The organism is Vibrio campbellii CAIM 519 = NBRC 15631 = ATCC 25920, from assembly GCF_002163755.1.
Classification (GTDB): Bacteria; Pseudomonadota; Gammaproteobacteria; order Enterobacterales; family Vibrionaceae; genus Vibrio; species Vibrio campbellii.
Genome location: NZ_CP015863.1, coordinates 2897857 through 2922191, shown reverse-complemented (window position 1 = coordinate 2922191; position 24335 = coordinate 2897857). Strand labels below are relative to the sequence as shown.

General features: G+C 46.6%; 15 protein-coding genes. 12 read left to right on the top strand and 3 right to left on the bottom strand.

What is annotated here, in order from left to right; all coding sequences use genetic code 11:
* Positions 1 to 5 precede the first annotated feature (5 nt).
* The 9 genes from A8140_RS14035 (at position 6) to tldD (ending at position 15437) form a co-directional block, all read left to right on the top strand.
* The gene (locus A8140_RS14035; protein ID WP_005533761.1) at positions 6 to 4454 is read left to right on the top strand and encodes a DUF6701 domain-containing protein; all 4449 of its coding nucleotides are present in this window, start codon (positions 6 to 8) and stop codon (positions 4452 to 4454) included.
* A 152-nt stretch (positions 4455 to 4606) separates the two neighbouring features.
* Complete coding sequence (locus tag A8140_RS14030) at positions 4607 to 5650, top strand: rod shape-determining protein (RefSeq protein WP_005381144.1); 1044 nt, start codon at positions 4607 to 4609, stop codon at positions 5648 to 5650.
* Positions 5651 to 5798: 148 nt separating this feature from the next.
* Positions 5799 to 6689, top strand: a complete 891-nt coding sequence (mreC, locus tag A8140_RS14025) for a rod shape-determining protein MreC (RefSeq protein WP_005432808.1) — start codon at positions 5799 to 5801, stop codon at positions 6687 to 6689.
* Positions 6679 to 7167 carry a rod shape-determining protein MreD gene (gene mreD / locus A8140_RS14020; RefSeq protein WP_005432825.1) on the top strand — a complete coding sequence of 163 codons (489 nt, stop codon included), beginning with the start codon at positions 6679 to 6681 and terminating at the stop codon, positions 7165 to 7167. The genes mreC and mreD overlap by 11 nt, the downstream gene beginning before the upstream one ends.
* Positions 7168 to 7171: 4 nt before the next feature.
* A complete protein-coding gene (locus A8140_RS14015; RefSeq protein WP_005432810.1) occupies positions 7172 to 7741 on the top strand; it encodes a Maf family protein in 570 nt (189 codons plus the stop codon).
* A gap of 18 nt (positions 7742 to 7759) precedes the next feature.
* Positions 7760 to 9229: a ribonuclease G gene (gene rng, locus A8140_RS14010; protein WP_005533760.1), complete on the top strand. Its 1470-nt coding sequence runs from the start codon at positions 7760 to 7762 to the stop codon at positions 9227 to 9229.
* Between the two features lie 11 nt (positions 9230 to 9240).
* Entirely contained in the window at positions 9241 to 13119 is a 3879-nt protein-coding gene (locus A8140_RS14005; RefSeq protein ID WP_038862595.1) for a YhdP family protein, read from the top strand.
* A 39-nt stretch (positions 13120 to 13158) separates the two neighbouring features.
* Positions 13159 to 13980: a carbon-nitrogen hydrolase family protein gene (locus tag A8140_RS14000; RefSeq protein ID WP_005536800.1), complete on the top strand. Its 822-nt coding sequence runs from the start codon at positions 13159 to 13161 to the stop codon at positions 13978 to 13980.
* Between the two features lie 11 nt (positions 13981 to 13991).
* Positions 13992 to 15437 (top strand): metalloprotease TldD, encoded by a 1446-nt coding sequence (gene tldD, locus A8140_RS13995; protein ID WP_005536803.1) that lies wholly within the window; start codon positions 13992 to 13994, stop codon positions 15435 to 15437.
* 70 nt (positions 15438 to 15507) lie between these two features.
* On the opposite strand, the gene A8140_RS13990 is transcribed toward tldD, so the two are convergent.
* Positions 15508 to 16884, bottom strand: a complete 1377-nt coding sequence (locus tag A8140_RS13990) for a PhoH family protein (protein WP_005536807.1) — start codon at positions 16882 to 16884, stop codon at positions 15508 to 15510.
* 537 nt (positions 16885 to 17421) lie between these two features.
* Here A8140_RS13990 and rapA point away from each other — a divergent pair.
* Positions 17422 to 20331: an RNA polymerase-associated protein RapA gene (gene rapA, locus A8140_RS13985; protein WP_038862592.1), complete on the top strand. Its 2910-nt coding sequence runs from the start codon at positions 17422 to 17424 to the stop codon at positions 20329 to 20331.
* A 98-nt stretch (positions 20332 to 20429) separates the two neighbouring features.
* Here rapA and A8140_RS13980 read toward each other — a convergent pair whose 3' ends face one another.
* A complete protein-coding gene (locus A8140_RS13980) occupies positions 20430 to 21695 on the bottom strand; it encodes an NRAMP family divalent metal transporter (protein WP_005536984.1) in 1266 nt (421 codons plus the stop codon).
* Between the two features lie 238 nt (positions 21696 to 21933).
* Between A8140_RS13980 and rluA the strand changes: the two genes are divergently transcribed.
* Entirely contained in the window at positions 21934 to 22686 is a 753-nt protein-coding gene (gene rluA / locus A8140_RS13975) for a bifunctional tRNA pseudouridine(32) synthase/23S rRNA pseudouridine(746) synthase RluA (protein WP_038862589.1), read from the top strand.
* A 32-nt stretch (positions 22687 to 22718) separates the two neighbouring features.
* Positions 22719 to 23681 (top strand): D-2-hydroxyacid dehydrogenase, encoded by a 963-nt coding sequence (locus A8140_RS13970; RefSeq protein ID WP_005535435.1) that lies wholly within the window; start codon positions 22719 to 22721, stop codon positions 23679 to 23681.
* A gap of 65 nt (positions 23682 to 23746) precedes the next feature.
* Here the strand turns inward: A8140_RS13970 and yjgA are convergent, their stop codons facing one another.
* Positions 23747 to 24271, bottom strand: coding sequence for a ribosome biogenesis factor YjgA (gene yjgA, locus A8140_RS13965; protein ID WP_005535432.1), 525 nt, complete (start codon positions 24269 to 24271; stop codon positions 23747 to 23749).
* Between the last annotated feature and the right edge of the window lie 64 nt (positions 24272 to 24335).

The window sequence follows — 24335 nt, the reverse complement described above, 5'->3', positions numbered from 1 at the left end:
AAATAATGAAAAAAATAATGATGTTTGGGGCTCTCACATATAGCTTGCTGTCTGCTCAATCTCTTGCTGGAGTTATGTATGACCTTACTCCTCGTTGGTCTTGGAGCGATAATGAATATGTGGCTTGGAATAGTCCTTGCCCCAATAATGGCTACTATACAAGCAACTACTCCACTTACGTATGTACAGTAGGCGTTAATCTAAATTATGGCGATAGTATTGTTGCCGGTCCTTATGTATCACAACTGTATTTGGATCGATATTCTTCTTTCGGTGGTAATAATACGATTGGTAGTAGTAATCGGAATCTTTCCCTTAACCTAGACCGAAATTCTTTTAGTGCTCGTAACTTATATATTTACGGTAGTATCGATAATGGTGGTTACATCAATTTAACAGACGCTACTGTATCTAGGTTTATAAGGAGCTCTAACAATGATGTTGTATTTGATAATGTCAATGTTGGAGAAAGTGTCATAGCTCAAAAACACATTAATGGTGCCAACAGTGATGTTGGTGGCTATGTTGATAGCTATGCCGGTGGGGTGACACTGAATAATGTTGATGTAGGCTCGTATATCGAGGCGAGAGATCAGATAAAAACAACGAATGGTGATGTGGGCGGACACATTTCCTCTTCCCACGGTGGTATTCAGACTGTATCAAACAGCACGCATCTCATTTCTGGGTATGTTAGTGCTCAAGAGTCCATAAAAGTGACTAACTACAGAGTCAATCAATACATACTTTCTGAAGACTATGTGCAACTCAATAATACGAATGTGAATGGAGATGTTACCTCTCGTAGCAGTGGTAACCCTGCGGTTGAAGTATTAAGTAACTCGTCTGTTTCTGGTGATATCAACGCCAAAGGTTTTATTCGTGTATCTGACTCTAGTGTGTCTGGCGATATTGATAATACTCAAGGGCGCAATCAGAGTATGGCAATTAATAGCAGCCAAATTGGCGGAGATATTGCTGCTAAGGGTTACGTTGATGTGCAATCTTCACAAGTGTCAGGCACTGTTTCTAGTACAAATGAAGGTGGGCGAATTGAGCACTCTAAAGTTAAAGGTGATGTAAATGTTAAAGAGTACCTTCACGTAATTGATAACTCCTATATTTGTGGAGAAGCGTCAAGCTCTGGTGATGGTGCAAATATTAACAACTCATTTGTTGGTGATGATGTATCAACTAACAAGTATCTGCATGTCACAAATGCCTCTGTATTTGGCACTGTAAGTACCAAAAATACAGGGATGGCTCTTTCTGGAGCGAAAATTCTGGCTGACATGAAAGCAGTAGGTTTTTCCAATAACAAGTATGTCAGTATTTCTAACAACTCTACGTTGTGTGGGCAGTTGAACTCTTCATATTATTACAACGGAAATTTGGTTGCGTTTTGTGGGTTAAATGACCCAAGTTGTAACAGCTCCCAATCAAAAGGCGAATGTCCAGTTAATGTAAGTTCAGGATCCGGTTACGATGACTTCTATGAGTTTTGTGGTACTACTCCCCCTGACCCTGACCCAACACAATGTAATTTACTTCCAATGGAAACGTTTAGTTCATCTAATGTTGATAACTGGTCTGTTATTGGTTACGGCAGCAGCGTTAAGCCACATGTAGTTAATGGACGCTTCCGACTCAATGATAATAGAACTCGTCAAGCGACAGCTTCTGCTTACAACTACTTGTTTCCGTCCGATGAGAACTACTTAGAAATTGAGTTCGATCACTTTGCTTATGGTGGTGGCTATAATGGTGCAGATGGCGTTGCGTTGGTTATCTCTGATGCTAATGTGCCTCCGCAAACAGGGGCTTTCGGCGGGCCATTAGGCTATGGTATGAAACTACACAAAAACCACTCTGGTGAGGTGTCTCATGATGTAGAGGGCTTTGCTGGTGGATGGTTAGGTATAGGTATCGATGAATACGGCAACTTTTACCGAGAAGGTGGGGAAAACCTTGCTAGTCATGGCTCTGCAAACAGTGTTGGCGTGCGTGGCGCAGGCATTAAAGACAACAACGGTAAATGGCTAAAAGGTTACAAGTACATCAAAGGAAAGCAGTTTAACCAATCGTTAGATAATCGTTCGAGCACTCCTCATCGCTACAAGGTTATTTTGAACTCTCGCAATTCGGGAGCGATTACTCTATCCGTACAGCGAAAGGTTGGAGTTAATGGTCAATGGCATACAGTAATTAGTAATTTTGATGTATTAACTGAAGGGAACTTCAATTACACACCTGAAAACTTCCGTATTTCAGTTACTGCTTCCACGGGGGCGCTAACAAACACACACGAAATGGATAACTTCCAAGTTTGTGCCGATAAATACCAGAAAATAACGGAAGGCATTCACCACTTCGAATTTGATTACGCTGGTACTGGCAGTATTTGTCAGGCGTCCGAGGTTACACTACGAGCATGTATGGATCCTTCTTGTTCGAAAACGTACCCATCTTCAGTATTGAGCTCGAACCCAGGAGCAACGGTTGACCCTGTGACGGTGTCCTTATTGCCGCAATCGGATTCTCTTGTCGCATGGGAAGGGGGAGATCGTGTTACGTTTTCTGACTCTGTTTCGTTGAAGCTACAAGCATTCCAATCAGGTTCAGCAAAACTTGGAATTGCAAGTAGCTCGGTTCCACAGTTTGGCTTTGACGGAGCGAAGTGTCGTATCGCTGGTGGTCCGCTATCTGAGCAAAACTGTAATATCGTATTTAACTCTGCGGCGTTGGGTGTAACGGTTCCAGATAAGGTCGCTGGTAAGCCATTCTTCAATACCAAAGGACAGGCACAATATAGCAATCAACGTTCGCCTTATTTGGAGTTTTGTAGCTCACCAAGCCAACAGGGCGGTGACGGCGAAAATCGAGATGTTCAGTTATCCATTGAAAGAATCGAACCGACAAGCAATGCAGTATCAGTCCCCGCTTATGTCTCTTTCAAAAAGAGAGATGGTTCTTTCAGTAACGAGGTTACCGTTGGGACAAATACTGTTGAGGTTGCTGATGTCTACTTTAATAAGCAAGGTAAAGCTTACTTCAACTTAAAGTATCCAGAAGCAGGCAAAGTCGCGCTGAAGGCGAAAATAAAAGATGAAAAGGATTCGTTAGGACAGAATAGCTTTGTGAGTTTTCCAGCATATCTCAAATTAACGGTTGATGGTGGTCTGTGCGGTTCAGGCTCTTGTAGCCAGAAACTTGTTGCTGCTGGAGAAGAGTTCACAATGAAAGTGACGGCTTATCAATTTGGTGATGACAAGAAGCCAGCACAAAACTATCAACAATCAGGTTTAACGATTAGTCATAAAGTATCTTACCCGCAGTTTGATAGTGCGATTCCTGGCACTTTAGGGACGACCACATACGATCATATCAATCTAACTAATGGTACCGGGTCAGTGATGCAAACTGTGTCCGAAGTTGGTGCTTTTGACTTCACGATTACACCACCTGAAACGTATCTCGGCAGTAAAGCTTTCACCATTACGCCAGCAGAAGAAAATATTGGTCGTATCTACCCTAAGTATTTCCGAGTTGATGAAGCGAAAGGAAATCAATGGGCTTACCCGCATCAAGGAAACTTTGCTTATATGAAACAAGGCTTTGGCGTCGAGGAGTTTTATGTTGAGGCATTAAATGCGGATAAAGGCGCTTTAACAAACTACGCCTTCTTCTCTAGTGGCTTACAAGCAAAGTTTGGTTTGAAAGATACTAGCTCTTATCAGCCTCGTTTTATTTTGAACAAAACCTATACGGGGACTTGGGTGAATAATGGTGCTGCTTATGTCACTTCAAGAAGTCTAGGTAAGTTTACTGGTTCAACGACGGATGGGTTAGAGCTATTAAAAGGTTCTGGCTCAAGTTACCCAGATGGTCCGCTCAACTTTAATGAGAACGCGAAAGATACGGCGATATCAATCAAATCCGCGGATGATAATAAGGATCCAGTATCTATCGATGGTAGTGAGGGGTTATTGCCTACCCAACCTGATATCCGCTTTGGCCGTGTAGACCTAGATGATGTCGGTGGCAACCAAGGCTCGACGCTGAGAGTGCCATTACGAGTTGAATACTGGAATGGTAGCCGCTTTATCGCCAACCCTGATGACAGCCAAACCGATGTGAAAGGTGTCACTGCTGCTGAAACGCATATTTGGCCAACAGGTACTGATGCGGCCCCTAAAACGGTCACATTAGGAGCTGGTGGTAAAGTTTCTGAAGGTTACTCTCGAACGGTAACGGCTAAAGAAGCAGAGCCGTATCGCCAGCAAACTCGCGTATGGCTTAATCTTGAAGGTGGTGGCAATTCGCTCCCTTGGCTCAAATACGACTGGGATAAAGATGGCTCCGAAGAAAACCCATCATCGGTAGTCACGTTTGGTATTCATCGTGGCAATGACCGAGTGATTTATCGTGGTGAACCGGGGTTAACCGGACAGTAATAAACTTCGGTTTTTTGCGTTAAGTAAGGAAACTGCAAGAAATTGAGGTTTTCTGCTCATGTTTGTGTACCAATGCCTTGCTGTGACAGCGAGGCATTGGTACATTTAGGACAATTTTTGTCTTCTAAATTTTTGCAGGATGAGCGAAGAATATGTTTAAAAAACTTCGTGGCATGTTTTCTAACGACCTATCTATCGATTTAGGTACTGCCAACACTCTAATTTACGTAAAAGGACAGGGCATCGTCCTTGATGAACCTTCTGTAGTTGCTATTCGTCAAGATCGTGTAGGTTCTGCAAAAAGCGTTGCTGCTGTAGGCCATGCGGCAAAACAGATGCTTGGTCGTACGCCGGGCAACATCTCAGCAATCCGCCCAATGAAAGACGGCGTTATTGCTGACTTCTATGTAACAGAAAAAATGCTTCAGCACTTCATTAAGCAAGTGCATGACAACAGCATCCTTAAACCAAGCCCTCGTGTACTGGTTTGTGTTCCTTGTGGTTCTACTCAAGTTGAGCGCCGTGCGATTCGTGAATCTGCACTAGGTGCTGGCGCACGTGAAGTTTACCTAATTGACGAGCCAATGGCGGCGGCAATCGGTGCTGGCCTTCGCGTATCTGAGCCAACAGGTTCAATGGTGGTCGATATCGGTGGTGGTACGACCGAAGTTGCGGTTATCTCACTAAACGGTGTGGTTTACTCGTCTTCTGTTCGTATCGGTGGTGACCGCTTTGATGAAGCCGTGATCAACTATGTACGTCGTAACTACGGCAGCTTGATCGGTGAAGCAACAGCTGAAAAGATCAAACACGAAATCGGTTCTGCTTACCCTGGTGATGAAGTTCAAGAGATCGAAGTTCGCGGTCGTAACCTTGCAGAAGGTGTGCCACGTAGCTTTAGCCTGAACTCAAACGAAATCCTAGAAGCACTGCAAGAGCCGCTATCAGGCATCGTATCTGCAGTGATGGTTGCGCTTGAGCAATGTCCACCAGAGCTAGCGTCTGATATCTCTGAAAACGGTATGGTACTAACAGGTGGTGGTGCACTACTGAAAGACCTAGACCGTCTACTAATGGAAGAAACAGGTATTCCTGTGGTTATCGCTGAAGACCCACTTACATGTGTGGCTCGTGGTGGTGGTAAGGCACTAGAAATGATCGACATGCACGGTGGCGATCTATTCTCTGAAGAATAAAGTGTTAGGTGAAGTCCACTCGGGCTTCACCTTCATTTTCCGCACTCTGTAATTTCAATCTGCTCCATACCTAGAATCACACTATGTCGTATTCTTAGGTTGCCAAGTAAGGCTCAATAATCATGGTAGCAATCAGGTTAAAAACAAGATGAAACCGATTTTTGGCAGAGGCCCATCTCTGCAATTGCGTCTGTTTTTTGCTGTCATCGTGTCGGCGAGCTTAATGCTGGCTGATAACCGTCTAGATACGTTTTCCAACGTCCGATACCTATTGAACAGTATGGTTGCTCCTATTCAGTATGCAGCCAATATGCCTCGTAGCATGTTTGATGGAATGTTCGAGCGTTTAAACACTCGTCAGGCATTGATTGAAGGCAATCGCAATTTGAAGCGCGAAGTGCTTCGCCTGAAGAGCGAGCTGATCTTGCTCGACCAATATAAAGAAGAAAACCAGCGCCTGCGCAAACTTCTCGGCTCTTCCTTCGTCCGTGACGAGAAGAAAGTCGTGACAGAAGTGATGGCCGTTGATACATCACCATATCGTCACCAAGTGGTGATTGATAAAGGCCGTATTGATGGTGTGTACGTTGGCCAACCTGTTATCAACGAGAAAGGTATCGTTGGTCAGGTGACGTTTGTTGCGGCGCATAACGCACGCGTATTGCTGCTAACAGATGCGAAAAACGCGATTCCAGTTCAGGTAATTCGTAACGATATTCGCGTGATCGCTTCCGGTAACGGTGAAGTGGATGAAATCCAATTGGAACATATCCCAACCAGTACAGATATCCAAGTGGGTGATTTGCTGGTGACATCGGGTCTTGGTGGTATCTACCCAGAAGGCTACCCGGTTGCGACAGTCACGAATGTCGATCACGACACTCGCCAAGAGTTTGCATCGATCAAAGCGGAGCCAGTGGTTGAGTTTGATCGTCTGCGCTACTTGTTGTTGATTTGGCCGAATGAAGACCGTCAACATAAAGTACTGCAATCCAATGTAGAAGAAGGTTCAGAACAAGAGGTAACCGATGGCCAATAGTGTATTAAGAAGTCGAATGGTCATCGGCGTCAGCTTCTTCGTTGCGCTAGTCCTACAAACCATTCCATGGCCGGGCGTACTCGATTTGTTGCGCCCATCATGGCTGTTCCTAGTGACCTGTTACTGGGTGTTGGCATTGCCGCACCGTGTTAATGTTGGTACCGCTCTGATCTTAGGTTTGTTGTGGGACATTTTGATTGGCTCGACGCTCGGGATCCGAGGGATGATGATGTCGATCATTATCTACTTGGTGGCATTAAACTTCTTGGTTATCCGTAACATGGCATTATGGCAACAATCTATTTTGATTGCCTTTTTTACCGTGCTACTAGAGCTTCTCATATTCTGTGGGGAATATTTGAACCAGGACGTAGTATTTAATCCATTATCCCTGTGGACTGCAGCAATAAACTGTATACTTTGGCCATGGATGTTTTTATTAATGCGACGCGTCCGTCGCGCATGGCACGTAAGGTAGCGTTGTGAAAAAGGGCTTATCCCTCGTACTCGCATCGGGTTCTCCGAGAAGAAAAGAGCTGCTTGCTCAGTTAGATTATGACTTTGATATTGTGCTTCCTGATATAGAGGAAGCCAAACAAGACCACGAGCAAGCAAAAGACTATGTGTTGCGTCTCTCTTTGGAAAAAGCTCAAGCAGGCTTAGCGATGGCTAAGCCTGATTCCGTTGTATTGGGCTCCGATACCGTAGTGGTATGCGATAACCACGTGCTAGAAAAGCCAAAAAGTTTCGAAGATTCAAAACGCATGCTCAGTAATTTATCCGGCCGTCAGCACCAAGTGATGACCGCGGTGAGCATCGTATCAAAAGAACAACAACACTCAGTGGTCGTTATCACTGACGTGTGGTTCAAAACACTGACTGAAGAAGAAATAGAACGATACTGGCAGTCAGGCGAACCATGCGACAAAGCTGGAAGTTATGGTATTCAAGGACTCGGTGGGCGTTTCGTCACCCGAATCGAAGGCAGTTATCACGCCGTAGTAGGCTTACCTTTGTTCGAAACCGATCAGCTAATTCAAGAATTTTTATAATTGTTTTGAGGTGTGCACATGAGTGCAGAATTGCTGCTTAACGTGACCCCGAGTGAGACTCGTGTGGCCATGATTGAAGGTGGAGTACTACAAGAAGTTCATATAGAACGTGAATCGCGCCGCGGCATTGTTGGCAATATTTACAAAGGCAAAGTGAGCCGAGTATTGCCGGGCATGCAAGCGGCGTTTGTCGATATTGGTCTAGATAAAGCGGCATTCTTACACGCGTCAGACATCGTTCCGCACACCGAATGTGTGGCAGAGAACGAAAAGCAACAGTTCCAAGTGCGTGATATTTCTGAATTGGTTCGCCAAGGACAGGATATTGTTGTACAGGTGGTTAAAGACCCGCTAGGTACCAAGGGCGCTCGTCTGACGACGGATATCACTCTTCCTTCGCGTTATCTTGTTTTTATGCCGGGAGCGAGCCATGTTGGTGTTTCTCAGCGTATTGAAAGCGAAAGTGAGCGTGAGCGTCTGAAGAAAGTCGTCAATCACTACTGTGATGAGCACGGTGGCTTTATCATTCGTACTGCGGCAGAAGGTGCTGATGAGAAAGAGCTTTCTCAAGATGCGGCATTTTTGAAGCGTTTATGGCAGAAGGTGATGGAGCGTCGTGCGAAGTATAAAACTCGCTCGACCTTGTACGGTGAGCTAGGCTTAGCCCAGCGCATTCTACGTGATTTTGTTGGCACTGAATTGGACAAAATCATGGTCGACTCTCGCCTAGAGTATGAGAACCTAAAAGAGTTTACCTCTGAGTACGTGCCTGAGCTAACAGACAAGCTTGAGCTATACGAAGGTGACAAGCCGATCTTCGACATGTACGACACAGAGAACGAAATCCAACGTTCTTTGGAGCGTAAGGTTGAGCTTAAATCTGGTGGCTACCTAATCATCGATCAAACTGAAGCGATGACAACGGTCGACATCAATACCGGTGCGTTTGTTGGTCGTCGTAACCTTGAAGAAACCATCTTCAACACCAACGTCGAAGCGACTCAAGCGATTGCCCGTCAGCTGCGCCTACGTAACTTAGGCGGTATCATTATTATCGACTTTATCGATATGTTATCGGACGAGCATCGTAAGCGTGTACTAACTTCGCTTGAGGCCGCCTTGTCAAAAGACCGCGTAAAAACCAACATTAACGGCTTTACTCAGCTAGGCTTAGTTGAGATGACTCGTAAGCGTACGCGCGAAAGTATTGAACATATCTTATGTTCTAGCTGTCCTACTTGTGAAGGTCGCGGCAGCGTGAAGACTGTTGAGACCGTGTGCTACGAGATCCTACGTGAAATCACTCGAGTGAATCGTGCGTATGATGCAGACAACTTCGTTGTGTACGCATCGCCATACGTAGCTGAAACACTATTGGGTGATGAATCCCATGCACTAGCTGAACTCGAAGTATTTATTGGTAAGCAAGTTCGTATTCAAGCTGAACCCCTGTACATTCAGGAGCAGTTTGACGTCGTCATGATGTAATTGGAAAATTTGTGAATTCTGGTTTTAACCGTTTCGGGCGTTTCTGCGCGTGGACGTTGGTCACTCTGTTGGTGCTTTTGTCCATTTTAGTGACCACACTGCGCGTAGCATTGCCACAACTTAACCACTTCCAAGATGAGATCAAAACCTGGGTCAAGCAAGGCACAGGTTTTGACTTTTCTATCACCAGCGTTGCTGGTTCTTGGCGTAACAGCCATCCCTCTATCGCACTGCAAGGTTTAGAAGCGAATCTGCCGAACAATCAAGATGCTCGTTTTGCAGTGGATGAAATCTATATTGAATTCGATCTCATTCAATCTCTTTTGCAGTTTAAGCCCGTGGTTGCGGACTTAACGATTGATGATTTAGCGTTAGATATTCGCACTGTCGACCTGTTGTCGAAATCTGAAGGTAAAGAGCCACCTGCGAATGTCAGCAAAAATGAAACCAAGCTGATTGACCAACTCGACTCTCTATTGTTACGCCAGTTTAAAGACTTCACTATCACTGATTCTCGCATCTGGTATAAATCGGTTTCCGGTGAAACACGCCGCTTGGATATCGAACAGTTACGCTGGAGTAACCAAGGTAAACACCATTTAGCAGAGGGTACGGTAAGTATTGCTGACGCCAGTCTTAACTCGTTATTGGTGCGTGCCAACTTTAAAGATTACGGCTCGTTGCGTGATGTATCGGGCGAATTTTATATAAGTGCCAAAGACGTGTCTGTGACGCCTTGGCTAACCACTCACATGCAAGAACAATCGGGTATTGAGTCAGGGAAAGTGAGCCTCAATACTTGGCTTACATTGAGGCATAGTAAACCAATTGATGCTTATATTGACTTACAACCTTCAGAGCTAGTGTGGGAAGAAAATGGCCATCATGACCTTCTGATCGAATCTGGTATTTTCAAGTTATTACCCGATAGAAATGGTTGGAAAGTAAATGGTCACTCACTTCAAATTCGCACTGATGATAGGCTATGGCCAGAGCTGGATGTTGCTTTTGATTGGCAACCAGATGGCTGGCTACTCAACCTTTCGCAATTGGATATTGAAGCGCTCACTCCGTTAATTAAGTTAGTACCGAAGTCAGAATCTACCACGGATTTACTCGACAAGCTTGTGCCAAAAGGGCGTTTAGAAGATATCCGTTTGTCGATGAATGGCAGTTTAGACACGCTACGTTACTCAGCCGAACTGGATGAATTGGGTTTAAGGCAATGGGAGCTGCTGCCTGGCTTTAGTCATGTGCAAGGCAAAGTATCGGGTAACCTAGAACAAGCAAAAGCGAAAGTGACGGTTATTGATGATGTGTTTCCGTATGGAGATGTATTTCAAGCGCCGTTGAACATTAAGCAAGGTGAGGTCGACATCATCTGGCAGCAAGATGAAGCAGGCTGGCGTTTATGGTCCGATAAAGTGACGGCGGCTACACCGGATCTGCAAGTGCTGGGTGCGTTCCGTCTCGACTTTCCGAAAGAACAAAGCCCATTCCTGTCGTTTTATGCCGAAGCCGACCTCTACAACGCGGGTGAAACTTGGCGTTATCTGCCGACGTTAGCGCTTGGGCAAGATCTGACAGACTACCTCTCTACTGCGATTCAAGGTGGTAAGGTTAATACAGCTAAGCTGCTTTGGTATGGCGAGTTAGGTGACTTCCCGTATAAAGCGCATAACGGTATGTTCCAAGCATGGGTTGGTTTGAAGAACGCGAAGTTCAGCTTTGATACTGCTTGGCCGACCATCACAGATTTACAGCTCGACTTGTTGTTTGAAAATGACGCCATGTATTTGGATTCGAAGTCTGCCACGTTAAATGGCGTGAAAGCGAAGCGAATTACAGGTCGTATTCCTGAGCTTGCAGAAGGTGGCCACATTGAGATTGAAGCCAAAGCAAGCGCTCCGGGTAATGAAGTTCGTGACTACATGATGGCGACGCCATTGGTTGACTCCGTGGGAGCTGCATTGACCGCGCTGCAAGTCAGTGGGCCGGTCTATTCTGAGTTCCAACTTAATATCCCATTTGATACCGAGAAAGACGCTCGCGCTTGGGGCTATGCGGATCTTAAGAATAACCGCGTAGACATAGATGCGCCGCCGATGACGTTAGAAAACGCAACCGGTCGTATCAAGTTCGATAATGACGTTGTGACCACTTCGGGTCTCTCTGCTGAACTATTGAAGCAGCCAATCTCACTGGACTTCCGCGGTGAGAATGCGGAACAAGGCTATAACGTAACCATTAATACCCTTGGTGATTGGGAGGTAAACCCGCTTAAACCTTACCTTGGTGAGCGTTGGTTGAGTCTGGTGTCTGGTCATGCACCTTGGCAAATGGATATCGACCTACAACTGAATGATGTTGGCTTTACCTACCAAGTGGATGTGCTTGCTCAACTTAGCCAGTTAACCAGTGAATATCCTTATCCGCTGGCGAAAAAACGTGGCGAGAAAGGGCAAGCGAAGCTGCAAGCTTCTGGTAACCAAGAAAGCATTTCTGCGCGATTACAAATTCCGAATGCGAAGTACCAGACTGAAATCGATATTTCTGGCGACGTACCTCAGTTAACGGCGACTAATCTTGTGGTTGGCAATGGTGGCTTCAAGATCAGCCCAGTCGTCGGGCACGATGCCTCGATTCGTCTAGATGATTTGAGCCTTGATAAGTGGTCAGACTTAATGCACGTTCCTCAAAGCACGACGCAGTCAGTGCTGTCGAGTATGAAAACGTCGACGATTCCTGTACCTACGCGCGTGAGTATGGACGTACAAAACTTAGAACTTGGTGGGATTGAGTTCCATGACGTGAACTTAAATGCGCGTAAGAAGAACTTAAGCTGGCAGCTTGATGTAGATAGTCAGGAAGTAAAAGGTAAAGCGAACTACCTCAAGCCGTCTGAGCTGTCTGTTTCACTGGATCATCTACATTTGTACATTCCGGGCTTCGATGAGATGACTAAAGAGCGAGGTTCCTTGTTTGCCAGCGAAGATCAAGCGGCACCGCTTATCTCAAACTTTGACCGCAAGTTCCATGCAGAGATGCCAAACTTAACCTTGAGCATCGATGACTTTTGGTTGCAGGGCTATAAAGTCGGCAAAGTGAATGTGGATGTGGCACGCGCTAACAACCGCCTTGAATGGAAGAATGTAAACTTTAGCAGTGGTCAAAACCGTGTGGATATGAGCGGATGGTGGGAACTGACGAAAGAACGTAGTCATTCAAATCTAACCATGAAGGTGAAAGGTGAGAACAACAGTGATTTGATGGAGCGTTTTGGTATTACCTCAGGCATTCAGCAGGCACCGTTTGAAATCAATGCCAAGTTGGGTTGGGATGGTGCACCTTGGTCGATGAAGACGCAAAGTTTACAAGGTGACGTGTCTACCGAATTCGGAAAAGGCGTGATCACTGAAGTCAGCGGCGCTGCTCGACTGCTTGGCCTATTCAGCCTCGACTCTATCATTCGTAAGATGCAGCTCGACTTTACCGACGTATTCGACAAGGGCATGGCCTTTAACTCGATTACGGGGACAGGCAAAATCCAAGATGGTGTGTTTATCACTAATGATATCGAGATGGATGCCCTTGCTGGTGAGATGAAAATCCGCGGTATCGCTGATATGAACACCCGTTTGGTGGATGCGGAAGTGAACTTTACCCCAGACATTACTTCAGGTATCCCAATGCTGACCGCCTTCGCAGTAGCGCCTCAAACGGCATTGTATGTACTGGCGATTTCGACGGTTATCTCTCCAGTGGTGGAAGTTTTCACACAAGTAAATTACGAAGTGAAAGGTCCGCTTGATTCGCCGACTGTAAAAGAGGTTTCGCGAAGCAAGGGCGAATACAAGTTGCCAGAAAAACTGCGTGAGCAAGCGAAGTGATTGCACAGTTGACCTTCTGACGAACAAGGAATAGAAAACATGGAACGTGTTGGCATCATTCAAATGACATCGGGTCCAGATATCGAGCAGAATCTGGACTTCATTGCTAAGCAATGTGCCTTGGCTGCTGAGCAAGGTGTGAAGCTGGTTGTGACACCAGAAAACACCACACAATTTGCCAACCGAGCGGCGTATCACCAGAACGCAGAAACTTTGGGTGACGGTCCAATTCAGCAGCGTTTATCTGATATCGCACAGCACCACCAACTGACTTTAATTGTGGGCAGCATACCGATCCGCGCTGAGCAAGGTGTTACCACGACGACATTGGTCTTCTCACCGCAAGGCGAGTGCATTGCTCACTACGATAAGCTGCATATGTTTGACGTCGATGTCGCCGATGGGCATGGCAGTTATCGTGAATCGGATACCTTTGCCGCGGGCAATCGCATCGTGACGGCAGAGACCAATATTGGTACGGTAGGCTTAAGTATTTGCTACGACGTACGCTTTCCTGAATTGTTTAAAGCGTTACGCTTAGCAGGGGCTCAAATTATAGTTGTACCCGCTGCCTTTACCGCGGTAACGGGAGAAGCACATTGGGAAGTGTTACTTCGAGCGCGTGCCATTGAAACCCAATGCTGGATTCTTGCCTGCGGGCAAACGGGAACGCACCCATGTGGCCGTCAAACTTGGGGGCATTCCATGGTGATTGACCCTTGGGGAAGCGTTCACCAACAATTGAATGACCAAGTAGGCTTGCTGGTGGCTGAGATAGATTTGTCACACAACCAGCAAGTAAGGCAGAATATGCCGCTGACTCAACACAGTCGCTTTCAAAATGAATTGAAACGGAAATAAAAGAGCTAACTATGAGCATAAACCAAATAGAACAGGCACTCCTTGCCCCAAACGGTCTGACAGAGCAAGACATCGCTGACACACTAGCGAGCATTGCGACGCGCCAGATCGATTATGCGGACATTTATTTTCAGTCCAGCTGGCACGAGTCTCTGGTTCTAGAAGACAGCATCATTAAAGATGGCTCTTTCAATATTGACTGTGGTGTCGGTGTACGAGCAGTCATAGGCGAAAAAACCGGTTTCGCCTATTCAGACCAAATTCAATTAGACGGTTTGAAGCAAAGTGCTATTGCCGCGCGTGGTATTGCGCAGCAAGGCCAAAATGGCAAAGTGCATGCATTCAAACGTTCTGATAACCAAGCTTACTACGATGCGGTAAACCCATTAGCAAGCTGGGAAAAGCAACAAAAAACCGAACTGTTGTTGTCTCTGGACGCGTATATCCGTACCAAAGAGCCACTCATCAAAGAAGTATCGATCAGCATCAGCGGTGTGCATGAGCAAATGTTGGTTGCTGCAACCGACGGTACTTACGCTGGTGACATTCGTCCGCTTGTCCGTCTATCAATCAGTGTTCTTGCTGAAAAAGGCGATCGCCGTGAACGCGGTAGCGCTGGTGGCGGTGGTCGTTTCGGTTACGACTTCTTCCTGTCTGAAACGAACGGTGTGAAACAAGCCTTCCAATTCGCTGATGAAGCGATTCGTATGGCGCTAGTGAACCTAGAAGCAGAAGCTGCACCTGCAGGCATGATGCCTGTGGTACTTGGCTCTGGCTGGCCGGGCGTATTGCTGCACGAAGCGGTAGGTCACGGTTTAGAGGGTGACTTCAACCGTAAAGAGTCGTCAGTATTCTCTGGCAAGATGGGCGAGCAAGTGACGTCTCCGCTTTGTACTATCGTGGATGATTGCACGCTAAAAGACCTACGCGGATCATTGAACGTCGATGATGAAGGTGTGAACGGTCAATACAACACGCTTATCGAAAATGGTGTGCTTAAGGGCTACATGCAAGACAAGTTGAACGCACGCCTAATGGGTGTAAACCCAACAGGTAACGGTCGCCGCGAGTCTTACGCGCACCTACCAATGCCACGTATGACTAACACTTACATGCTACCGGGTGAGCACACGCCAGAAGAGATCATCTCTACGGTGAAGAAAGGTCTGTACGCACCAAACTTCGGTGGCGGTCAGGTGGACATCACTTCTGGTAAGTTCGTATTCTCAGCATCAGAAGCGTACTTGATTGAAGATGGCAAAATCACTCGGCCAGTGAAAGGCGCAACGCTGATTGGCTCTGGCATTGAAGCGATGCAGCAAGTTTCTATGGTGGGTAACGACCTAAGCATTGACAGAGGTGTTGGCGTGTGTGGTAAGGCGGGTCAAAGCGTACCAGTTGGCGTTGGTCAGCCAACATTGAAGCTCGATTCCATCACCGTGGGTGGTACTGAATAAACTTCATCTGAAGCAGAATTAAAAAGAGCGCTCATTGAGCGCTCTTTTGTTTTTAGGGGGAGAGTATTCGTTATAGGTTCTCTTCCGCAAATTCAGCCAAGCGACTGCGCACCACACCATTGAGGTGAATATTGGCGCTGCCTTCAAAGTTCTTGAAGCGTTCAACCATATACGTCAAACCAGACGTCACTGGCGTGAGGTAGTGAGAATCAATCTGTGCCAAGTTACCCGAACACACAATCTTGGTGCCTTCACCACAACGGGTGATGATGGTTTTGATTTGTGAAGCGGTTAAGTTCTGACACTCATCGAGTAGGACAAATGCATTCTGGATCGAGCGGCCACGCATAAAGTTGATCGATTTAAACTGAATGTTGGCTTTATCGCAGATGTACTTCATCGAGCCTTCGGTGCAATGGTCGTTCTTGTGCAGCGCTTCCAAGGTATCGGTCACCGCTGCTAACCAAGGCATCATTTTCTCTTCTTCCGAGCCCGGCAAGAAACCAATCGACTCACCAATGTCTGGCGTGTTACGCGTTACGATGATCTTATCGAACATGCCTTTTTCAATGGTTTGTTCCAGTGCCGCAGCCATGGCGAGCAGTGTCTTACCACTACCTGCAGCACCGGTCAGAATCACCAAATCAATATCAGGGTCGAGTAGGGCATCCATCGCCATGCCTTGGTAGATATTTTTCGGTGTAATGTCCCAAGCGCGACGATGCATCATGCGCTCACGACTCAGATCGAGCAGCGTAACCTTATCCTCATTGATGGTTTCTACTCGTCCTACAAAATCACTCTCTTCATCAATCACGTATTGGTTGATAAAGGTCGGCTCGAACGGTTCGCGGCTGAGTTTATGGAACGTTTTTCCACCCAGCGCGTAACTATCAACTTCGTCCACACCACTCCAAAAGTCGCCTTCACGCTGTTGGAAGCCTTTGGTGAGGTATTGGACATCATCAATCAGTTGATCCGTACGATAGTCTTCAACGAAGCGTACACCAGCACCTTTGGCTCTTAAACGCATGTTGATGTCTTTGGTTACGAGCACAACTTCTCGTGGTGCACGTTTGTTTTGCAGATAAAGCACCGCATTGAGTATGCGGTTGTCACCGGCTTTGTCGGCGAAAGCTTTGACGGTTTCCTGCAACTCGAAGTCCGCCAAAATAGAGATGGTGCCTTGGCTTGGGTTATCTTTAGAAACCGGAATACCTTCTGAGATTTCATCCGGTGTTGCGTCTCTAAACAGATCTTCCAAAGCGCGAATCGCAACGCGTGCATCCCTTGCTACATCACGTTTACTGTCTTTGATTCGGTCGAGTTCTTCCAACACAGTCATTGGGATGACGACATCGTGTTCTTGGAAAGAGAAGATGGCGAAGGGTTCATGAAGAAGAATGTTGGTATCAAGTACAAACAGTTTCCGATCGGTATCGCCCATAGCGTCTCCTTGCCGCAGCGCGGCTTTGCTGGCTAGTAGCTAAGAAGGAACATTCTTCCTAACTCTGATTGCTTGCAATAGAGGTTGTCGGGCAATGTCGGTTAGTGCGCAACCGAGTAGCAAGACAACTTACTGCAAACCCGTGTTGATCCTAATCGTGTACTAAATGCGCTCAAATCATGTTTGATGACTCTAAGCGCCCCTCAATAGAAGTATACGTAAAATTTACTTCTTACAACTTAATAATTGTCATGAGTTTTTTACAATTTGATTGCATTCCTAATTCAGGAAAAAAAGTTGCCCCTCTGGGCGGTTTCGGCGTGACCTAAATCACAGCTTCAAGTAAGATTAGCGACCTTTTTCTGCGTATAGGCTACGCCCGATTTATCATGTTCAGCTGGCTTAAAAATGCACAGCGCAAAGTGGCATGACAAGCACGATTGGCATAGCAGAAGCCAGAATCAGATCTAAACTTATTATCCATGCCCAGCGGGATGGGTAGAGACCAACAAGAAACAACAACGAGGTAGTCAATTCATGACATTTGCTTTGGGGCAGCGCTGGATTAGCGATACGGAAAGCGATTTAGGTTTAGGTACCGTAGTAGCAATGGATGCTCGTACTGTGACATTGATGTTTGCAGCATCAGAGGAAAACCGAGTTTACGCACGTAACGATGCACCAGTTACCCGAGTAACGTTCAACGTCGGTGATGTCATCGATTGCCAAGAAGGTTGGTCATTAAAAGTTGAAGAAGTACTGGAAGATGAAGGTCTATACACCTATTTCGGTACTCGTGAAGACACGCAAGAAACGGCGATCGTGTTGCGTGAAATCTTCCTAAGCAACCACATTCGTTTTAACAAGCCGCAAGACAAGTTGTACGCAGGTCAAATCGACCGCATGGACAACTTTGTACTTCGCTACCGTGCGCTACAAAACCAATTTGAGCAACACAAGAGCCCAATGCGTGGTCTGTGTGGCATGCGTGCAGGCTTGATCCCTCATCAGCTTTATATCGCACATGAAGTGGGTCGTCGTCACGCGCCTCGCGTATTGCTAGCGGATGAAGTTGGTCTGGGTAAAACCATCGAAGCGGGCATGATCATCCACCAGCAAGTGCTGTCCGGTCGTGCTGAACGTATTCTGATCGTGGTGCCCGAGACACTGCAACACCAGTGGCTTGTTGAGATGATGCGTCGTTTCAACCTGCACTTCTCTATCTTCGATGAAGAGCGTTGTATTGAGGCGTTCGCAGAAGCTGAAAACCCATTTGATACGCAGCAATATGTGCTGTGCTCACTGGATTTCCTACGTAAGAGCCGCAAGCGTTTCGAGCAAGCGCTAGAAGGCGAGTGGGATCTATTGGTTGTCGATGAAGCGCACCACTTAGAATGGAGCCAAGACAAACCAAGCCGCGAATACCAAGTGGTAGAAGGCTTGGCAGAACGCACTGCGGGTGTGCTACTGCTGACGGCAACACCAGAGCAGCTAGGTCGTGAGAGCCACTTCGCTCGTCTACGTCTGCTAGATCCAGATCGTTTCTACGATTACGATGCATTCGTTGAAGAAGAAGAGCAATACGCACCAGTGGCGGATGCTATCACTTCGCTGTTCTCTGGTGAGAAACTGCCTGACGAAGCGAAAAATCAAATTACGGAACTGCTTTCTGAGCAAGACGTTGAGCCGCTATTTCGCATTATCGAAAGCGACAGTGATGAAGAAGCGAAAGCGTCAGCGCGCCAAGAACTGATCGATAACCTAATGGACCGTCACGGTACTGGTCGCGTTCTGTTCCGTAACACGCGTGCTGCAATCAAAGGCTTCCCGAAGCGTAACGTACATCTAATGCCAATGGACATTCCACAGCAGTACACCACGTCAATGCGTGTATCAGGCATGATCGGCGGCAAGATGACGCCGGAAGCACGCGCAGTGAAGAACCTTTACCCAGAAGAAATCTTCCAAGAATTTGAAGGCGAAGATTCAAGCTGGTGGCAATTTGACTCACGTGTGAACTGGCTACTTGAGAAAGTAAAAGAGAAACGCAGCGACAAAGTGCTGGTTATCGCTTCTCGTGCAAGCACCGCGCTGCAACTTGAGCAAGCATTACGTGAGCGTGAAGGTATTCGTGCAACTGTATTCCACGAAGGCATGTCGATTCTTGAGCGTGACAAAGCGGCTGCTTACTTTGCACAAGAAGAGGGCGGCGCACAGGTTCTTATCTGTAGCGAAATTGGCTCAGAAGGTCGTAACTTCCAGTTTGCTAACCAACTTGTGATGTTCGATTTGCCGTTCAACCCAGACTTGCTAGAGCAACGTATTGGTCGTCTGGATCGTATCGGTCAGAAGCGTGATATCGATATCCACGTGCCTTACCTAAAAGACACGTCACAAGCGATTCTTGCTCGTTGGTTTGATGAAGGTCTAAACGCGTTTGCTGAAACCTGTCCAACAGGTCGCGCGGTTTACGATAAGTACTCTGATGCTCTGATCGAAATGCTGGCGTCTGGTGATGTTTCAAACCTTGATGAAGTGATTGAAGAATCAGCGAAGATGAACAAAGAGCTGAAATCACAACTTGAGCAAGGCCGTGACCGTCTACTAGAGATGCATTCAAACGGTGGCGAGAAAGCGCAGCAGATCGTTGAGAAAATCTCATCGACAGACGGTGACACAAACCTAGTTACGTTCGCATTGTCTCTGTTCGACACCATTGGCTTGAACCAAGACGACAAAGGCGAGAACGCACTTGTGGTAACGCCATCTGAGCACATGATGGTGCCAAGCTACCCAGGCTTGCCATACGAAGGTGCGACTATCACATTTGACCGTGATACAGCGCTATCTCGTGAAGACATGCACTTCATCAGTTGGGAACACCCAATGATTCAAGGCGGTATTGATCTTCTGATGAGCGAAGGTGTGGGTACCTCTGCGGTTTCTCTGCTGAAGAACAAAGCGCTACCAGTGGGTACTATCCTACTTGAGTTGGTTTACGCGGTGGATGCACAAGCACCAAAACGCAGCGGCATTACTCGTTTCCTACCGAAGACGCCAATTCGCATGATGATGGATGCTCGTGGTAACGATCTGTCTTCTCAGGTTGAGTTTGAAGGCTTCAACCGTCAGCTTAGCCCGGTAAACCGTCACCTAGGCAGCAAGCTAGTGACATCAGTACAGAAAGACATTCACAGCCTAATCGAAGCGGGTGACGCATTGGTTGAGCAGAAAGTGGAAGAAGTTCGCAAGCAAGCGCATCAAGACATGCAACAAAGCTTGAATGCCGAGCTTGAGCGTCTACAAGCACTGAAAGCGGTTAACCCGAATATCCGTGATGAAGAAATTGAATCGATTGAAGAACAAATTAAAGAGCTAACAGGTTACATCAACCAAGCTCAGGTTCAGTTAGATTCGCTACGTTTGATTGTGGTCAGCCATAACTAATCAGCGTTCAAATACACGAAAAAGGTCTTCAATTGAAGACCTTTTTCTTTATCTGAGCTTTGTTTACCTCAGTGGTTCTGTTAATTGCTTGTAGCTAATTACATTACCCACTTCCACCAAATAAACAGCGCTAAAAAGCCGAATAAGTAAATCAAGCCAGCAATCGACAGCCACTTCAATTTACGACCCAGCGCTAATGGCTTAGGTAAGTCGGTTTTGCTCACCAGAATGTAGTTCAGTATCGCGAAGAACGGTGTCGTCATAAACGCCAGTACCATAGCAAAGTTCAGCATTGGTAGTAGTGCTGACGCCCAGAACACCACAATACCTAATGCCAAGACCGATACCGTAAGCATGATCGCTGACGTGGCTTTTGGGTTAGTCTCTGGTTGTGAACGCAGTAGACGTTGAGAGTCTGAAATCACACGAGAGTAGCCATCAATTACCGTAATTGTACTGCCGAAGATGCAGAAGAACGCAATCACCGCAATTAGGTAGCGCGACCATTCACCAATAGTTGCAGCGTACAAGCCGACTAGTTGGTGGGAGAAGCCCACGCCAGAGCTTTTAAGCTCGATACCTGAGCCGTGTAGCATCAACGCACCTAGCGATACAAACACCAATGCCAATACTGCCGTACCAATGTAGCCGACGTTAAAATCAAACAACGCAGATTTGGCGGTGACTTCTTGTTGGCTGGTTTGGCGCTTTAGCCACGCAGAGGTTAAACAAGAGATCTCGATTGGAGCAGGCATCCAGCCCATGGTCACGACGATAAAGCCGATTGCTGCAATTGACCACGGAGAAGGAGATTCAAAGTTCGCAACGGGTTCTACCGGATTACCAAACGCAATCGCCACTGCTAGTAATGTCGCAATGGTCAGTACGGTCATGATGACTTTCGAGAGCGTATCCAGCGCTTTGTAATGACCAGCAAATAGGATCACCAAGCACGTGACCAATACAATGATACTGAGTGACGCCATCGACAATGAAAATGGAATGAAGTAACCCAACAAGCTCGCACTGAACATCAGAAGGGCTGCTGTATTGATCACCGCAGATACGGAGCTGAGAAACAAGAACAGCCATAAGTATGGGCGACCTAGCTTAGCGTAGCCTTCAACCAAGGTTTTGCCTGTACCCATGGTGTACTGCACGCCTGCTCGGAAAAATGGGTATTTAAAAAGGTTTACCAGCAGGATAAGTACGGCGAGTTGCCAACCATAAATGGCACCAGCTTTTGTTGAAGCAACGAGGTGAGAACCACCTACTGCGGCAGAAGCCATGAGAATGCCGGGACCCAACGAGCGTACAAATTGGGAGATTTTGGATTGGGGTTGATCTGGTACTGCCGATTCCATTTGTTATTGTCCTTGTTCACCAACGATAAACTATAAGTAACATGCTCAGCATGGTTGTCAATTTAATTTTACAACTTGTTTTATTTTTATTTTTATTAGTAATTTGACTTGTTAACTTTCGTTATTTCAAAAAGTTATATCGACCCTTATTGGTGAAAAAATTAAACGTGTTTTGTGCATGCATCTTGAGGGCTCTTGGGTATAATCAGCGCGTTTTTATTCTGTAGAGATCCTGCCCATGGCAATGCTTGAGTACAATCCACCAACCGATCCTTGGATTGATGTCGTTTTTGAAGATGAGCAAATTTTGGCGGTAAACAAGCCATCGGGTTTGCTCTCTGTACCGGGGCGTCTCGCTGAGCACTATGACAGTATGTGGAGTCGACTCACTGAGCAGTATCCAGATATTCAAGTCGTGCATCGCTTAGATATGTGCACTTCCGGTTTGATGGTACTGGCGAAGAACAAACGTGCAGAAAGCGCGTTAAAGAAACAGTTTCAATACCGATTGACGCATAAGATTTACTACGCGCGCGTTTGGGGTCATATAGAGCAAGAAGAGGGTGAGATTGACCTGCCGCTGATTTGTGATTGGCCTAATCGTCCGTTGCAGAAAGTGTGTTTTGAAGATGGCAAACCTTCTAAGACGCTTTTCCAAGTAGCGAAGCGAGAAGAGCATCCTGATGGTTCAAAGACGACGATTGTACGTTTGTTGCCGATCACTGGTCGTTCACACCAATTGCGAGTTCACATGCAAGCATTAGGTCACCCGATTGTAGGCGATGAGTTTTACGCAACTGAAGAAGCGAAAGCCTTCTCTGAGCGCCTAGAACTGCACGCCGCTGAGTTGAGCTTTTACCATCCGAAATGCCATTTGCTGCGCAGCATTTTTGTTCCTTGTGACTTTTACCCGGAAGCGGAAGCGATGATCTTTGACTATTTCGACCCAGAGCGTAAATTACCAGATTACAAAACACTGCCACGTCCATAAATTCATCTTTAGGCAGTGAACAAGGAGTTGTTATGTCACTGCCTAAAGTGGTCTTCCTCGACCGCGCGACCATCACCGCTCAAATTCAGGTGCCCCGCCCGAGCTTTGCCCATGATTGGGTGGAATACGATCTGACTTCTCCAGAGCAAGTGATTGAGCGTCTCACTGATGCGGATATCGTTATCAGTAACAAAGTGGTGCTCGACCAAGCTGCTCTATCTCAGCTTCCTAATCTCAAGATGATTGCTGTGGCGGCCACGGGGTTCAACAACGTCGATATCAACTATTGCGCTCAGCACAATGTTGCTGTCGCGAACGTGCGTGGCTATGCGACTCGCTCTGTGCCAGAACACGTTATCGCTATGCTGTTTGCTTTGCGCCGTAACTTGTTTGGTTATCACCAAGATATCGCAGCGGGCGAGTGGCAACGCAATAAACAGTTCTGTTTCTTTACGTATCCGATTGGAGACGTTGCAGGTAGCACTTTGGGTGTGGTTGGCAGCGGCGCATTAGGTCAAGCAACTGCAAAACTGGCACAAGCGTTAGGGATGAACGTGGTGTTTGCGGAGCGCAAAGGCGTAACGGAGTGCCGAGAAGGTTATGTTTCTTTTGCTGAGGTTCTTGAGCAAGCTGACGCCATCACACTACATTGTCCACTGAATGATGAAACACGTAATTTGATTGGTGAGGCAGAACTCAAGTTGATGAAGCCTACATCGATTTTGATTAATACCGGACGTGGTGGCTTGGTGGATGAACAAGCTTTAGTGGACGGCTTAAAGCAAGGTGAGATTGCTGGTGCTGGGGTTGATGTCTTTACCCAAGAGCCCGCCAATGAGAGTAATCCGCTGATTGCCAATATGCACTTGCCGAACCTATTGCTGACGCCACACGTTGCCTGGGGTAGTGATTCATCGATACAGCGTTTGGCTGAAATCTTGATTGAGAATATTAACGCCTTTGAGCGCGGTGAAAGTCTTAATCGCTTAGCGTAACAGCAGAAAATAGGCATGAAAAAAGCAGACACAAAGGTCTGCTTTTTACGTTCTTAAGCGTTGAATTACATTTCTTCTTCAAACGCTTTAAGAATTTGGAAGATTTCACGGTAAGATTTTGCTGGTTTACCGGCTTTCTTCTCTTTCACTGCTTGGCGAGCAAGTTGACGTAGACGTTGACGATCCGCTTCTGGGTACAGTTCCATTACGTCATCAATCGCTTTATCGCCTTCTTCCACAACGCGATCACGCAGCGCTTCTAGCTTGTGCAGAGCAGCAGTCGCTTGTGAGTGCTTGTTGCGGATTTTATCCAGTGCCGCTTGGATTGGTTCTGGATCTTCGTAACGCATTAGCTTACCAATACGTTGTAGCTGACGACGACGCGCTTCGTTTTTAAAGCGTTGTGCATCAGCAACCGCTTGTCGTAGGTCTTCGCTCAATGGAAACTTATCTAGAACAGCTGGCTTTAGGCCTACAAGCTCTTCACCTAGCTTTTGCAGCTCTTCCATGTCTCGCTTCATCTCGGATTTACTTACCCAGATGATCTCTTCTTCTGGTTCCCATGGCGCTTTTTGATTCTTACGTGCCATTTCAGTTGCCTGTGTTTTGATTAATATTATGACTATTTTAACAAGAATCGTGGGGAGAAAGCGA

Excerpts from the sequence above, each read along its gene's own strand:
- A8140_RS13980 (WP_005536984.1), bottom strand. The coding sequence starts at position 21,695 with ATGGAATCGGCAGTACCAGATCAACCCCAATCCAAAATCTCCCAATTT.
- yjgA (WP_005535432.1), bottom strand. The coding sequence starts at position 24,271 with ATGGCACGTAAGAATCAAAAAGCGCCATGGGAACCAGAAGAAGAGATC.
- rapA (WP_038862592.1), top strand. The coding sequence starts at position 17,422 with ATGACATTTGCTTTGGGGCAGCGCTGGATTAGCGATACGGAAAGCGAT.
- rng (WP_005533760.1), top strand. The coding sequence starts at position 7,760 with ATGAGTGCAGAATTGCTGCTTAACGTGACCCCGAGTGAGACTCGTGTG.
- A8140_RS13990 (WP_005536807.1), bottom strand. The coding sequence starts at position 16,884 with ATGGGCGATACCGATCGGAAACTGTTTGTACTTGATACCAACATTCTT.
- tldD (WP_005536803.1), top strand. The coding sequence starts at position 13,992 with ATGAGCATAAACCAAATAGAACAGGCACTCCTTGCCCCAAACGGTCTG.
- mreD (WP_005432825.1), top strand. The coding sequence starts at position 6,679 with ATGGCCAATAGTGTATTAAGAAGTCGAATGGTCATCGGCGTCAGCTTC.
- A8140_RS13970 (WP_005535435.1), top strand. The coding sequence starts at position 22,719 with ATGTCACTGCCTAAAGTGGTCTTCCTCGACCGCGCGACCATCACCGCT.
- A8140_RS14030 (WP_005381144.1), top strand. The coding sequence starts at position 4,607 with ATGTTTAAAAAACTTCGTGGCATGTTTTCTAACGACCTATCTATCGAT.
- rluA (WP_038862589.1), top strand. The coding sequence starts at position 21,934 with ATGGCAATGCTTGAGTACAATCCACCAACCGATCCTTGGATTGATGTC.
- A8140_RS14035 (WP_005533761.1), top strand. The coding sequence starts at position 6 with ATGAAAAAAATAATGATGTTTGGGGCTCTCACATATAGCTTGCTGTCT.
- A8140_RS14000 (WP_005536800.1), top strand. The coding sequence starts at position 13,159 with ATGGAACGTGTTGGCATCATTCAAATGACATCGGGTCCAGATATCGAG.
- mreC (WP_005432808.1), top strand. The coding sequence starts at position 5,799 with ATGAAACCGATTTTTGGCAGAGGCCCATCTCTGCAATTGCGTCTGTTT.